Origin of the sequence: Haloarcula regularis, assembly GCF_029338315.1 — an archaeon.
GTDB classification, from domain to species: Archaea; Halobacteriota; Halobacteria; order Halobacteriales; family Haloarculaceae; genus Haloarcula; species Haloarcula regularis.
Window position 1 is genome coordinate 1,198,506 of sequence record NZ_CP119794.1, and the last position, 13,550, is coordinate 1,212,055.

Annotated in this window: 11 protein-coding genes; 7 read left to right on the forward strand and 4 right to left on the reverse strand. The window is 67.7% G+C overall.

Translation table 11 applies throughout. From position 1 onward, the window contains the following. Window positions 1-18 precede the first annotated feature (18 nt). Genes trpD through trpG form a run of 4 tightly spaced genes read left to right on the forward strand, consistent with a single transcriptional unit; the run spans window position 19 to window position 3,930 of the window. Complete coding sequence (gene trpD, locus P1N55_RS06505; protein ID WP_276278687.1) at window positions 19-1,014, forward strand: anthranilate phosphoribosyltransferase; 996 nt, start codon at window positions 19-21, stop codon at window positions 1,012-1,014. Beyond that, window positions 1,011-1,658, forward strand: a complete 648-nt coding sequence (locus tag P1N55_RS06510) for a phosphoribosylanthranilate isomerase (RefSeq protein WP_276278125.1) — start codon at window positions 1,011-1,013, stop codon at window positions 1,656-1,658. The genes trpD and P1N55_RS06510 overlap by 4 nt, the downstream gene beginning before the upstream one ends. Further along, window positions 1,655-3,283 carry an anthranilate synthase component I gene (gene trpE / locus P1N55_RS06515; RefSeq protein WP_276278126.1) on the forward strand — a complete coding sequence of 543 codons (1,629 nt, stop codon included), beginning with the start codon at window positions 1,655-1,657 and terminating at the stop codon, window positions 3,281-3,283. Before P1N55_RS06510 ends, trpE begins: the two co-directional genes overlap by 4 nt. Continuing rightward, the gene (trpG, locus tag P1N55_RS06520; RefSeq protein WP_276278127.1) at window positions 3,280-3,930 is read left to right on the forward strand and encodes an anthranilate synthase component II; all 651 of its coding nucleotides are present in this window, start codon (window positions 3,280-3,282) and stop codon (window positions 3,928-3,930) included. The genes trpE and trpG overlap by 4 nt, the downstream gene beginning before the upstream one ends. Here trpG and P1N55_RS06525 read toward each other — a convergent pair. Next, window positions 3,927-4,115 carry a hypothetical protein gene (locus P1N55_RS06525; RefSeq protein WP_276278128.1) on the reverse strand — a complete coding sequence of 63 codons (189 nt, stop codon included), beginning with the start codon at window positions 4,113-4,115 and terminating at the stop codon, window positions 3,927-3,929. The two genes, trpG and P1N55_RS06525, sit on opposite strands and share 4 nt — an antisense overlap. A gap of 524 nt (window positions 4,116-4,639) precedes the next feature. Here P1N55_RS06525 and P1N55_RS06530 point away from each other — a divergent pair. After that, window positions 4,640-8,923 (forward strand): LAGLIDADG family homing endonuclease, encoded by a 4,284-nt coding sequence (locus P1N55_RS06530; protein WP_276278129.1) that lies wholly within the window; start codon window positions 4,640-4,642, stop codon window positions 8,921-8,923. A gap of 53 nt (window positions 8,924-8,976) precedes the next feature. Here the strand turns inward: P1N55_RS06530 and P1N55_RS06535 are convergent, their stop codons facing one another. Together P1N55_RS06535 and P1N55_RS06540 are read right to left on the reverse strand one after the other, a co-directional pair. Next, entirely contained in the window at window positions 8,977-9,129 is a 153-nt protein-coding gene (locus P1N55_RS06535; protein ID WP_276278130.1) for a hypothetical protein, read from the reverse strand. 154 nt (window positions 9,130-9,283) lie between these two features. Then, the gene (locus P1N55_RS06540; RefSeq protein ID WP_276278131.1) at window positions 9,284-10,786 is read right to left on the reverse strand and encodes a molybdopterin-dependent oxidoreductase; all 1,503 of its coding nucleotides are present in this window, start codon (window positions 10,784-10,786) and stop codon (window positions 9,284-9,286) included. 107 nt (window positions 10,787-10,893) lie between these two features. Between P1N55_RS06540 and P1N55_RS06545 the strand changes: the two genes are divergently transcribed. Together P1N55_RS06545 and P1N55_RS06550 are read left to right on the forward strand one after the other, a co-directional pair. After that, the gene (locus P1N55_RS06545; protein ID WP_276278132.1) at window positions 10,894-11,016 is read left to right on the forward strand and encodes an HVO_2523 family zinc finger protein; all 123 of its coding nucleotides are present in this window, start codon (window positions 10,894-10,896) and stop codon (window positions 11,014-11,016) included. Between the two features lie 44 nt (window positions 11,017-11,060). Then, window positions 11,061-12,848 (forward strand): PAS domain S-box protein, encoded by a 1,788-nt coding sequence (locus P1N55_RS06550; RefSeq protein ID WP_276278133.1) that lies wholly within the window; start codon window positions 11,061-11,063, stop codon window positions 12,846-12,848. On the opposite strand, the gene P1N55_RS06555 is transcribed toward P1N55_RS06550, so the two are convergent. After that, the gene (locus tag P1N55_RS06555; protein WP_276278134.1) at window positions 12,823-13,485 is read right to left on the reverse strand and encodes a TVP38/TMEM64 family protein; all 663 of its coding nucleotides are present in this window, start codon (window positions 13,483-13,485) and stop codon (window positions 12,823-12,825) included. The two genes, P1N55_RS06550 and P1N55_RS06555, sit on opposite strands and share 26 nt — an antisense overlap. Window positions 13,486-13,550 lie beyond the last annotated feature (65 nt).

Below are 13,550 nucleotides of genomic sequence, written 5' to 3' on the forward strand. Positions count from 1 at the left end.
AGTTCATTGGTGGACACAATGCAGGAGTACATCGAACGCGTCACGGACGGCGAGGACCTGACACAGGACGAGGCACGCGAGGTCGCGACGCTCGTCTTCGAAGAAGCGACGGAAGCACAGATCGGCGCCCTGCTGGCCGCGCTTCGGGCGAAAGGGGAGACGGAGGCCGAGATCGCCGGCTTCGCACAGGGGATGCGCGACGCCGCCCGGACCATCTCGCCCCAGCGCGAGACGCTCGTCGACACCTGCGGGACCGGTGGCGACGACTACGACACGATCAACGTCTCGACGACGAGCGCCATCGTCGCCGCCGGGGCGGGCGTCCCCATCGCCAAGCACGGGAACTACTCGGTGTCTTCCTCCTCTGGAAGCGCCGACGTGCTCGAGGTGGCGGGCGTGAACGTCGACGCCGAACCGCCGTCCGTCGAAGCGGCCATCGAACGCGACGGGATCGGCTTCATGCTCGCGCCGGTGTTCCACCCGGCGATGAAAGCCGTCATCGGTCCGCGAAAGGAACTCGGGATGCGGACCGTCTTCAACATCCTCGGGCCGCTGACGAACCCCGCCGGCGCGAACGCACAGGTGCTGGGCGTCTACGACCCCGAGCTGGTCCCGATGGTCGCCGAGGCACTGGCGCGTCTGGACGTCGACCACGCGCTCGTCGTCCACGGCGACGGGCTGGACGAGATCGGGATCCACGGCGAGACGACCGTCGCCGAGGTCCGTGGCACCCACATCGAGGAGTACACGCTGGTTCCCGAGGACATCGGCCTCGAGACGGCCAGCATCGACGCCGTCGCGGGCGGGAGCCCCGAGGAGAACGCCGCGGACCTCCGCGGTATCGTCACGGGCGAGATCACGGGGGCGAAACGGGACATCATCCTCGCGAACGCGGGCGCGGCCATCTATGTCGCCGGCGCCGCCGACTCCCATACTGAGGGGGTCGACATGGCGCGGGAGGCCATCGACTCCGGCGCAGCCGCCTCGAAACTCGAGGATCTGGTGGGTGAATGACGCGCGTGAAAGTCTGCGGGGTCACGAACGCCGCGGACCGCGACGCCGTCGTTGGGAGCGGGGCCGACGCCGTCGGCGTCATCCACGGTGTCCCGGTCGACACGCCCCGTGAGGTCGACGGGGCAACGGCGACGGCGCTCGTCGACGGCGTCCCGCCGCTCGTGACCAGCGTGCTGGTGACCATGCCACGGACGGTGCAGGATGCTGTCAAGCGCGTCGACACGGTCGAACCGGACGCGATTCAGATCCACGACGGCCTCAGTCCGGCCGAGTTGGGTGCGCTCGACCGCCGGGTCACCCAGTCCATCGTCGCCGTCGTCGACGCCGAGGCAGACGACCTCGAAGCATACGCCAGCCACGCCGACGCCCTGCTCGTCGACTCCGTGGACGCCGAGGGGGCCGGTGGGACGGGCGAGACCCACGACTGGGAACGTACCCGCGAGGTCGTCGATTCGCTCTCGGTACCGGTGCTACTCGCCGGCGGCCTCACGCCCGAGAACGTCGCCGAGGCCGTCGAGACGGTCCGGCCCTTCGCCGTCGACGTGGCCTCCGGCGTCGAACAGCGCGGCGGGCAGAAGGACCACGACGCCGTCGAAGCGTTCGTCGAGGGCGTCGCCGCGGCCGACCGGGAGGTGTCGGCGTGAGCCTCGACGTCTCCCGCGAGGAGTTCGTCGAGCTCGCCGAGGCCGATCGACCCGTCGTCGTACGCGCGGCCGCCGAACTCGACGTCGACGTCGAGCCGCTGACCGCCTACGCCGCGCTGACCGGGCGGACCAGCGACGTGGCCGCCAACGACTACACGTTCCTCCTAGAGAGCGCCGAGAAGGTCGCCTCCAGCGACCCCGACGGTGCGTTCGCACCCGACACAGACGACCGTCACGCGCGGTTCTCCTTCGTCGGCTACGACCCGCGGGCCGTCGTCACCGTCCGGGGCGAGGAGAGCGACGTCGAAGTGTTCGACGAACGGTACGCGGACCTCGTGACGCCAAACGGGGGCGACGTGGTCGACGACCTGCGGGCAGCGATGCCCGACGCCGAGTTGCGCGGGTTCCCGGAGATGAACCGCCAGCACCTCGAGGGCGGCCTCGTGGGCTTTCTCTCCTACGACGCCGTCTACGACCTCTGGCTCGACGAGGTGGGGCTGGACCGCCCGGACTCGCGGTTCCCCGACGCCCAGTTCGTCCTCACCACGGCGACGCTCCGCTTCGACCACGTCGAAGATTCGGTCGAACTGGTGTTCACACCGGTCGTCCGCGTGGGCGAGGAGGCCGGGGCGCGATACGACGAGCTCGAGGCGGAGGCCGAACGCGTCGAACAGGTCCTGGGCGACCTCGATCCCCTGTCGACCGGCGGCTTCACGCGCAGCGAGGAACACGCCGGCCCGCAAGGCGAGTACGAGGCCGCCGTCGAGCGCGCGAAGGAGTACGTCCTCTCGGGAGACATCTACCAGGGCGTCATCTCGCGGACCCGCGAACTGTACGGCGAGGTCGACCCTCTGGGATTCTACGATGCGCTCAGGGAGGTCAACCCCTCGCCGTACATGTACCTGCTGGGCTACGACGACCTGACCATCATCGGGGCCAGCCCGGAGACGCTGGTGTCGGTGGCCGGCGACCACGTCGTCTCGAACCCCATCGCCGGCACCTGCCCGCGCGGGAACTCCCCCGTGGAGGACCGGCGGCTGGCCGGCGAGATGCTCGCTGACGGGAAGGAGCGCGCCGAGCATACGATGCTCGTCGACCTCGCGCGAAACGACGTCCGGCGCGTCTCCGAGGCCGGCTCGGTGCGCGTCGAGGAATTCATGAACGTCCTGAAGTACAGCCACGTCCAGCACATCGAGTCGACGGTGACCGGGAAACTCGCCGCCGACTCCGATGCCTTCGACGCCGCGCGGGCGGCGTTCCCCGCGGGGACGCTCTCCGGGGCACCGAAGATCCGCGCCATGGAGATCATCGACGAACTCGAACGCTCGCCACGGGGCCCCTACGGCGGGGGCGTCGGCTACTTCGACTGGGCCGGCGACACCGACCTGGCCATCGTCATCCGCTCGGCGACCATCGAGGCCCGCGACGTCGCCGACGACGGCCCGGTCGGCGACCGCATCACGGTCCAGGCCGGGGCGGGCATCGTCGCCGACTCGGACCCCGAAAGCGAGTACGTCGAGACCGAGCAGAAGATGGACGGCGTGCTCACGGCGCTCGAGCGCATCGAGGACGGCCCGTCGGAGACGAATCAGGAACTCGCCGCGAGCGGGGAGGGTGACCGATGAGTTCGGCGTCCGCCGCGGTCGCCGACGAACCGGTCAGCGAGGACCTCCGGGTGCTGTTCGTCGACAACTTCGACTCCTTCACCTACAACCTCGTAGAGTACGTCTCCGAGTATGCCGAGACGGAGGTCGTCCGGAACACCGCGTCGCTCGCAGACATCGAGGCCTACGACCCGGATGCCATCGTCATCTCGCCGGGGCCTGGCCACCCGAAAAACGAGCGCGACGTCGGCGTGACCATGGACGTGCTGACCGAACTCAGCCCCGATATTCCGACGCTTGGCGTCTGTCTCGGCCTCGAGGCGGCCGTCTACGCCTACGGCGGCACCATCGGTCGCGCACCCGAGCCCATCCACGGGAAGGCCTTCTCCATCACCCACGACGGGAAAGGCGTCTTCCGCGGCCTCGAGCAGGGCTTCCAGGGCGGGCGGTACCACTCGCTTATCGCCGTCGACGTGCCCGACGTCTTCGAGGTGAGTGCCACGACGGCCGCAAACAGCGCGGCCAGCAGCGACCACGACGACGACACCGAACTGGTGATGGGCGTCCGCCACCGCGAGTACCCCATCGAGGCGGTCCAGTTCCACCCCGAGTCGGTGCTCACGTCGGTGGGCCACGACGTCATCCGGAACTTCCTCGCGGGCGTCTAGAGTACCTGGAATCCCAGGATACCGAGCACCCACAGCGCCGCGACGGCGATGATGGCGAGGACGACCAGACGCCAGGCCATCTTCATCACGACGCGGCCGACGAGCAAGACGACAGCGAGGGCGACTAGGCCGACCAGCAGCGCCGGCGGCGAGGCGAACTGCCCGAGTTGCAACAGGGGAAGCATACGTAGTATGATGCATCCGTGACACAAGTACTTCGTGGCCAGCGAGCCCTGCCAGCAGGCGGGCAGCCGGTGCGGTCGGGGCGCGCGCCCCGCGACCACCGAGTTACCGACAAACCGCAGGACGGAAAGGCGTCAGACGCCGGCCGAGAGAGCGGGGGCGTAGAGCGGTCGCCCGCTACCTCCACCCGAAAACCCCCTCCGGTTTCTACTGGATATTCCGACTTCGTCCGTCGGTTCTGTCTGGTCCGTTTTCACTTTCACTTCGGTCTGCTCACCATTAATAAGATGCCGCCGTTTTCTACAGGTCGTACGCGAGATCGTTCGCGCGATCCAGCAGACGCACCGACAGACAACCACCGTAGTTACGACTCCGAGTGACCGACGGGACGCGAGGAATCTGCAGTTCAACAGGGTTATACGCCATCCATGAATACGTATCTGCCGCCAGAAATGACAGGGATTCGGCCAGCATCCACGCGAAGAATCGACCGCCAGCGGGGCGCTGTGGGTGGGAGGACAGTGAGATGAGTGACGCGGACCTCTCCGCCGACGAACTCACGCTCCCCATCAAACGAACCGACGGCGACACGCTCGAAGAGCGGCTGACCGGGAACGCCTACAACAACATCCTCCCGGCGCGGTACCTCCGGAAGGACGCGAACGGCGACATCGTCGAGGCCCCCGAGGACCTCTTCGAGCGCGTCGCGAAGAACATCGCCCTCGCCGAAGCCGTCTTCGAGGCCGAGAAACAGGACGTCGAGGTCACGGTCACGCCCGACCAGCTCAAGCCCGACCACCCCCGGCGCGACGAGCTCGCCGCCGAGGTGTTCGGGAAAGGGACCACGGCCGAAGACGACACCGAGACGACGCTCTCGGTGTACAACGTCAACAAGTTCGCCTACGACACCGTCGTCCCCGAACTCCCCGAGGACGTGCGGAGTCACGTCGAGGAGACCGCGGACGCCTTCCAGGAGCAGATGGAACAGCTCTCCTTCATGCCGAACTCGCCGACGCTGATGAACGCCGGCGACGAGCTCCAGCAACTGTCGGCGTGTTTCGTCGACTCCCCCGGCGACGACATCGACGACATCCACCAGACCGCCAAGGAGGCCGCACAGGTCTTCCAGTCCGGCGGTGGCATGGGCTACGCGTTCTGGCGCCTGCGCCCGTACGGCGACCCTGTCGGGTCGACTGGCGGCATCGCCAGCGGCCCCATCACGTTCATGCGGACCTACGACCAGATGTGCGAGACCATCGCCCAGGGCGGCGCCCGACGCGGAGCCCAGATGGGCGTCATGCGCGTCTCCCACCCGGACGTCATCCAGTTCATCCACGCCAAGAACAAGGACGTCTCGCTGGCCGAGACCCTGCGCCTGAACGACCCCGACGACTTCACGCACAACTCCTTCGCCGAGGCCTTAGAGGAGGCCCGCGAACTCATCGACGACGAGGGGAAGGTCCCCAAGCACCTCCGGAACGCCGTCGAGGGCCACCTCTCGAACTTCAACATCTCCGTGGGCATCACCGACGGCTTCATGGAGGCCCTGCAGAACGGCGAGGACTTCACCTTCACCAACCCGCGGACCGAGGAGCCCCACGTCGCCACCGCCGAGACCGTCGAACTCTACGAGATGTTCGACCTCGGCGAGTACGTCGAGGCCGGCGAGGTGCTCTCGATCCCCGCCGAGAAGCTCTGGGAGCGGATCGTCCAGGGCGCCCACGAGAACGGCGAACCGGGCGTCATCTACCTCGAGCGCGTCAACAAACAGCACTCCTTCGACGTCGAGAAGCACCCCGACCACCAGATCCTGGCGACAAATCCGTGTGTCACCGGTGACACGCTCATCAGCACCGAGAACGGCCTCCTTCCGGCCGAAGAACTCTACGAGCAGGGCGCCGCTCGCGACGTCGTCGTCGACGGTCGTCTCAGCGAGGAGACAGTCAAAGAGGCCAGCAGCGTCTACAAAACCGGTGAGAAAGACGTCTACAAGCTGACTACCGAGGAAGGCTACGAACTCCGCCTCACCGCCGACCACCGCGTCATGACCGACGACGGCTGGGTCGAGGCACAGAACCTCGCCGCCGATGACACCGTCCACGTCCAGAACCGCAAGGGTTCGTTCGGCCGGCACGGTTCCGCTGAGGAAGGCCGCGTCCTCGGTTGGGCTGTCGGTGACGGTCATCTCAAACACGGTGAGGAACGCGCCGCCCTGAACTTCTACGACGAAGATGCGGAACTATCCGAACAGTTTGCCGAGGACGTAAACGACATCGTCCGCGAGCCGACCGGAACCGCAAACTACGACATCGGTGTCAGCGACATCGCCCGGGACGACGACTACCGCGGCGCACAGGCACTCGAACAGCGCATCCGTTCCGAGCGGCTGTACGAGTACGCCGAAGACGCCGGACTTGTCGAGGAGAAACTGCAGGTCCCCGACGCAGTCATGCGCGGCAGTGAGGAGATGGCACGGGGCTTCCTTCGCGGACTGTTCACTGCAGACGGCGGTGTACAGGGTACGAAGGAGAAAGGAAATTCCGTCCGGCTGACGAGCACGAGTACCGACCTGCTCAAGCAGGTCCAGACGCTCCTGCTTAACTTCGGCATTGCGAGCAAGATATACGAGGAGCGTCACGAAGCGGGTCCACAGGAACTCCCCGACGGAAACGGCGGCACCGCGATGTACGACCGCCAAGCGGACCACGACCTCGTCATCGCCAAGGACAATCTCGTCCGTTTCCGTGACGAAATCGGATTCCTTCTCGATTCGAAGAACGAAGCGCTCGCGGAGCGCCTCGAGAGCTACGACCGCGGACCGTATAGCGAGCAGTTCGAGGCCACCGTCGAGTCCGTCGAAGCCGACGGCCACGAGACGGTGTACGACCTCACCGAGCCCGATACCCATTCGTTCGTCGCGAACGGCCTCGTAGTCCACAACTGCGGGGAGCAGCCACTCGAGGAGTACGAGGCCTGCAACCTCGGGCACATCAACCTCTCGACGCTCGCCGCCCAGGACGCCCCTGACTACCGCGTCTGGGCCGAGGAGCACGCCGACGAGTACGACTCGACCGAGGACGCCATCGACGCGTTCCTCTCCGAGGCGATGGACTGGGACGAGTTCGATACGCGCATCGAACTCGGGACTCGCTTCCTCGAGAACGTCGTCACGATGTCGGACTTCCCGGTCGAGAAGATCGAACAGAAGGTCCGCGAGATGCGCAAGATCGGCCTGGGCATCATGGGCCTCGCGCAGCTGTATATCCAACTTGGCGTCGAGTACGGCTCGCCCGAGGCCAACGAGGTCGCTCGCCAGCTGATGTGCCACATCAACCACGGCTCGAAGGCCGCCAGCCACGAACTCGCCGAGGAGCGGGGCGTCTTCGAGGAGTGGGACAAGTCCAAGTACGCGAACCCGACCGAATACCGCGAGTGGTTCGAGAAACAGACCGGCGAGGACGCAGACGACTGGGCCGACGGCTACCCCATCCGCAACCACAACACGACGACTATCGCCCCGACGGGCACGACGTCGATGATCGGCAACACCACCGGCGGGTGTGAGCCCATCTACAACGTCGCCTACTACAAGAACGTCTCCGACGACGTCCAGGGCGACGAGATGCTCGTCGAGTTCGACGACTACTTCCTCCGAGCACTGGAGGAGAACGGCATCGACGTCGAGGCCGTCAAGGAGGAGGCCCAAGAGCAGATGGCCGAGAACCGCTTCGACGGCGTCGCCGGCCTCACGACGGTCCCGGACGCCATCGGCGAACTGTTCGTCACCACCGGCGACCTCTCGGCTCGCGACCACGCGGGCGTCCAGGTCGCCTGCCAGGAGGGCGTCGACTCGGCCATCTCGAAGACGGTCAACGCCCCCAACGACTCGACCATCGAGGACGCCGCCGAGGTCTTCGAGTACATCTACGACCACGGCGGGAAGGGCGTCACCTACTACCGCGACGGCACCCGCTCGAAGCAGGTGCTGACCACGCGCGCCCAGAACGCCGAGTTCGCCGACATGGACGCCGACGAGATCGTCGCCCAGATCGAGGAGATGTTCGGCGGCATCGAGGGCTTCTTAGAGGACGAGGCCGTCCAGGCCGCCCTCGCGGAGTCCGTCGACGACATCCTGAGCGTCGCCGACGGCGAGCAAAGCGAGTACGCCAAGAAGCAGTCTCGCCCGGACGTCCTCCACGGGGTCACCCAGCGCATCGACACCGGCTACGGGAAACTGTACGTCAACATCAACGAGGACCCCACGGCCGACAGGCCGTTCGAACTCTTTGCCAACATCGGCAACTCCGGCGGCTTCACCGCCTCCTTCACCGAGGCGCTGGCAAAGACCATCTCGACGGCGCTGCGCTCGGGCGTCGACCCCGAGGAGATCGCCGACGAGCTGCAGGGCATCCGGTCGCCGAAGGTCGCCTGGGACAAAGGCGAGCAGATCCAGTCCATCCCGGACGCCATCGGCACCGCCCTGCGCCGGTACCTCGACGGCGACGTCGACAAGGCCTATCCGCAGCAGGTGACCCTCGAGGAGACCGCCGAGGACGAGGACGTCGCCGAGGCCGACCCCTCGACGCACACCGACGGCGGTCCGTCGTCAGTCGACGACGGAGCACGTCAGACGCAGTCTGACGGCGGCCCCCAGGCCGCACAGGGGAGTGCCAGCACGGACACCGGCGGTGACCAGCAGGATCTCATCGACGCTGGCGAGAGCCCGGAGTGTCCCGACTGTGGATCGCTGTCGCTGTACTACTCGGAGGGCTGCAAGACCTGCGAGTCCTGTGGCTGGTCCGAGTGCTGACGCGGTCAGTGTGACACGCGGAGTTTGAATTTCGTCTTCGCCGTCGGCGGTTTCTATCGCGGGACGTCCACCCAGCCGCTGATCCAGGACTCCCCCTCGCCGGGGACGTACGCGACCCGGATGCCGCCGAACTCGGTTATCTCGACGTCGTCCGGCACGGGGTCCGGGTCTGGGTCCTGCCGGCCGGGGGCCGTCTGGTTGCTCATCGGGCCCCCGTCTGTGGGCCGTCGGCGAGACGGGTCGGGTGCGGGCGGGTACGGTGCATGCCAGTTCGACCCGACACTCCGTCGGCGAGCCACCTCGTTATGCACCGGTAACTCGCCGTAAGCGACCGTGTACGCGGCCGGTAGTCGGGCGTTTCTACTCCGGGAACTGCTTCGAGACCCACCCGGACGGGCCGCTGGGGAAGTTGCCGGCTATCTCGTCGGTCTGGACCTGACCGCTGTCGTCGACCATCCGGACGACGACCGTGTGGGTCTCCTCGGGACGGTCGTAGGTGTACTGCCACTGGCGCCAGACGTCCTCGCCCGGCAGCGGATTCGACAGCGTCGCCCGGTTCCAGGTCGCGCCGTCGTCCGTCGAGACCTCGACGCGGGAGATCCCCCGGAGGCCGGCGTAGGCGTGGCCGCCGACGCGGCGACGGCCGTTCCCGAGCACCTCGTCGTAGTGGAGCTTCGCCACGGGTTTGACCGGGCCGGTGCCGTGCCAGCCGCGTTTCTCCCAGTACCCCTTCGCCTCGCGTTCCAGCAGTTCGATCTCGGTGAGCCACTTGACGTTGACCTCGCCCCAGTGACCGGGCACCAGCGCGCGGACGGGGTAGCCGTGCCCCCGGGGGAGAACGGCGCCGTTCATCCCGTAGGCGAGCAGGCCGCCACGCAGAGCGTCGAGCGGGAACTCCTCAAAGTAGCCGTCGGCGGCCCGCAGCATCACGCACTCGCAGTCGCTCTGGACGCCGGCCTGCTCGAGGAACTGGTCGACCGGGACCCCGGTCCACAGCGCGTTGTCCATCTTCTTGCCGTTCAACATCTCGCCGACACAGCGCAGCGTCACGAAGCGGTTCTCGGCCTCCATCTCGAGGAGGTCGTCGTACTCGAGGGTGACCTCCTGCTCGACGGCGCCGGTGACGGTTAGCGACCACTCGTCGGCGTCGAGGGCGGGGTCGATGGAGTTGATGTCGACCTCGTAGAACCGGTCGCTGACGAGTGGTTCGAGTCCGTCGAAATCGAAGGAACTCGCCTCGGCCACCGCGAGCTTCTGCTCGACGTCGGCGAGGTCGGCGCCGGGGGCCTCGAGCGTGGGCGCGTCGGCCCCGAAGGCAGTCGCTGGTCGGCGGTTCCCCAGTGTGTAGCCCAGCGCGCTCACGCCAAGCGCTGCGCCGATGGTCGTCAGCGCGCGGCGACGCTTTGCCGACACCGGCGAGAGCCGGTCGCTGGCCTCGTCGAGCACCTGAGCGAGGACGACGACGGCCGCCGCCGCCAGGGCCGGCCCGGCAGCGAGGACGAGCTCGCCGGTCAGGGCGGCCGCTACCGCCCACGTGACGACGGCGGTACCGACGCCCGGGACGAGGCGGTTGTTCGTCGCCGCGCCCGTCAGCAGCGCCGCTCGCGCGGCGAGTGCGACGAACGCGACGGCCACGAGCAGTGCCACCGCGAGGTTGAGTCGCTGGCCGAGACTCCCCAGGTACGTGATGGCATAGGAGACGACGACGCCCGGCATCGACCGGGCGAGCGCCCGTTCGATGGGGGAGGCGACGAACGCCGGCGCGTATCCCGTGACCGCGTACGACCCGGCGAGTCCGGCGACCCCGGCGGCGACGCTGACCAGCAGACGGCCGCCCGGGGTCTCGAGGACGTCGTTCGGCATACGCTACCGAAGGGCGTAGTCGGCAAAAGGGTTTGTTCCAATTTCGACCCGACTCTGTGGCTCCGTCGTCCGCAAGAGCGAAGCCACCCGGACCCGAGACATCGACAATGAGCGAGGACGCGGGGGGGCGGCCCTGTCCGATGTGCGACCGGCCGATGTACCACCGCCACTGCAAGTACGTCTGTCCGGAACACGGCGTAGTCTACGACTGCGCGGACACCTTCTACTGAGCCGTGTGCCGGATTTATACGGTCGGCCCTCGCTAGACCGGGCAATGAGTAGCGAGGCGGACGGGATCGACGTCCTGTACGTCGACGACGACCCGGACTTCGCGGCGCTGGCAGCGGTGCAGGTCCACCGCGTCGCGGACGACATCGCCGTCACCAGCGAGTCGGACCCGTTCGCCGCCCTCGACCGGGCCGAGACGGGATCGTTCGACTGCGTCGTCAGCGACTACGACATGCCGGTGATGAACGGCCTCGAGCTGTTCGAGGCTGTCCAATCGGCGGCCATTGACCTGCCGTTCGTGCTCTTTACGAGGACCGACGACGTCGCGGGCGAGGCAATCGAGGCCGGCGTCACCGAGTTCCAGCGAAAGCGGACCGGGAGCGACCAGTTCGCGGTGCTCGCCAACCGAATCCGGCGGGCGGTCGAGCACCGGCGGGCGACCGACGCGCTCGCGGCGACCCGACGACAGCTCGACCGGTACGAGACGCTGGTCGAGAACGTCGGGGACGCGATGTACGTCCTCGACCGCTCGGGGGAGATCCAGGTCGCGAACGACGCGATGGCGTCGCACCTGGGCACGCCGAAAGCCGACATCGTCGGCGCCAGACCGGCAGATTTCGCACCCGAGGCAGACGTCCGGACGGGGACGGAGGCGCTCCGGCGACTCGCGGACGACGACGAGCGGACGTGGGCCCGTTTCGAGATGCGCACCGTCGACGCCGACGGGACGGTGACGGTAAACGAGAACAAGGTCGCCCCGCTGCTGGACGAGGCGGGCCGGGTCGTGGGCTCCGTCGGGGTCATCCGGGACATCAGCGAGCGGAAGGCACGCGAGGAGGAACTCGAGCGCTACGAGACCATCGTCGAGGCGGTCGGTGACCCGGTGTACACGCTCGACGCCGACGGCCGGTTCACCTCCGTCAACGAGGCCCTCTGTCAGATGACGGGCTACGACCACGACGAACTGGTCGGCGAGCACATCGGCCGCATCATGACCGAGGCGGACGTCGATGCCGGCGAGTCGGTCATCCGCGACCTGCTCGAGGGCGACAGCGACCACGCGACCCTGGAGATGGACATGGTGACCGCGGACGGGGAACGCGTCCCCAGCGAGAACCACATCGCACTGCTCCCACAGGCTGACGGCGAGTTCACCGGGTCGGCGGGCGTGATACGGGACATCGCCGAGCGGAAAGAGCGGGAGCGACGGCTCGCCGAGTTCGCGTCGGTGGTCAGCCACGACCTGCGGAGCCCGCTCAACGTCGTCCAGGGCCGCATCGACCTCGCGCAGTCATCGGGTGACCTGCGACACCTCGAGACGGCCGCCGAGGGCGCCGCGCGGATGGAGGAACTCATCGAGGACCTGCTGACGCTCGCCCGGAAGGGTGAACTGGTCAGCGAGACGAGCCCAGTCGATCTCGAACAGGCCACACGGGCGGCCTGGCAGAACGTCGACGCGTCGACGGCGACGCTCAGGGTCGAGTCGACGGCCGTCGTCGAGGCCGACACGGCACGGCTCGGGGAGGTGTTCGAGAACCTGTTTCGCAACTGCGTCGAACACTGCGGCGACGAGGTGACGGTCCGGGTCGGTACCGTCGAGGAAACCGACGGCACAGTGACCGGCTTCTACGTCGCCGACGACGGCCCCGGTGTCCCCGAAGCGGACCGGGAACAGGTGTTCGAGCGGGGCTACACGACCAGCGACGGCGGCACGGGCTTTGGCCTCGCCATCGTCCGGGACATCGTCGACGCACACGGCTGGACAGTCGACGTGCGGACGAGCGCGGCGGGCGGGGCGCGCTTCGACGTCACGACGACTCCGGCCGACCGGTGACGTGGCGGTAGGCCGGGCCTGCGAGCACCAGCAGCCCCATCGCGCCAAAGAGCAAGACCAGCTGCGGGAGTACCTCGATGGAGAGGCCCGACAGCGACAGCGAGCGCATCGAGGCCCCGGCGAGCACCTCGACGATGACCCACGGAATCTCGCCCACGAAGGTACCGACCACGAACGAGCGCGTCGAGACGCCGGCGAACCCGGCACCGTAGGAGACGGGGTCGGCCGGCACGGGCGAGAGGCGCGCGGCGAGCACCCCGCGGGTCTCGCCGGTCACCTCGATAATCTGGCGACCCGAGTCGCCGAGCCATCCGAACATCCCTCCCTGCTCGCCGGCCCGGCGGGCGAACCGGTAGGGGATGAGACAGGTGACCAGCGCCCCCATCAGCGCCACCGGGAACCCGTACTCGAACCCGAGGACGAACCCGACGAACGCCGAGAGCGGCATCGTCGGCCAGGCAAAGAGCGGCCGGACGAGATAGAGGAAGACGATGACGCCCGCCAGGTATACCGGGTGGTCGGCGAGATGCAATACCTCCGCGACGACCCGCGCCGGCGAGAGAATCGCCGTCGCGACGGCGACGAAGACCACCAGGGCCGCCGACCCGACCACCTGCCGTTTCGCGAGACGGTCCATCTACCTCCGAGAGTGGGACACAGCGACAAACCTCTTGTGGTAAGGGTTAATCCGGCGGCCCGAGT

Coding starts and splice junctions, on each gene's coding strand:
- P1N55_RS06545 (WP_276278132.1), top strand. CDS start 10,894: ATGAGCGAGGACGCGGGGGGGCGGCCCTGTCCGATGTGCGACCGGCCG.
- trpD (WP_276278687.1), top strand. CDS start 19: ATGCAGGAGTACATCGAACGCGTCACGGACGGCGAGGACCTGACACAG.
- P1N55_RS06510 (WP_276278125.1), top strand. CDS start 1,011: ATGACGCGCGTGAAAGTCTGCGGGGTCACGAACGCCGCGGACCGCGAC.
- P1N55_RS06525 (WP_276278128.1), bottom strand. CDS start 4,115: ATGCTTCCCCTGTTGCAACTCGGGCAGTTCGCCTCGCCGCCGGCGCTG.
- P1N55_RS06550 (WP_276278133.1), top strand. CDS start 11,061: ATGAGTAGCGAGGCGGACGGGATCGACGTCCTGTACGTCGACGACGAC.
- P1N55_RS06540 (WP_276278131.1), bottom strand. CDS start 10,786: ATGCCGAACGACGTCCTCGAGACCCCGGGCGGCCGTCTGCTGGTCAGC.
- P1N55_RS06530 (WP_276278129.1), top strand. CDS start 4,640: ATGAGTGACGCGGACCTCTCCGCCGACGAACTCACGCTCCCCATCAAA.
- P1N55_RS06535 (WP_276278130.1), bottom strand. CDS start 9,129: ATGAGCAACCAGACGGCCCCCGGCCGGCAGGACCCAGACCCGGACCCC.
- P1N55_RS06555 (WP_276278134.1), bottom strand. CDS start 13,485: ATGGACCGTCTCGCGAAACGGCAGGTGGTCGGGTCGGCGGCCCTGGTG.
- trpG (WP_276278127.1), top strand. CDS start 3,280: ATGAGTTCGGCGTCCGCCGCGGTCGCCGACGAACCGGTCAGCGAGGAC.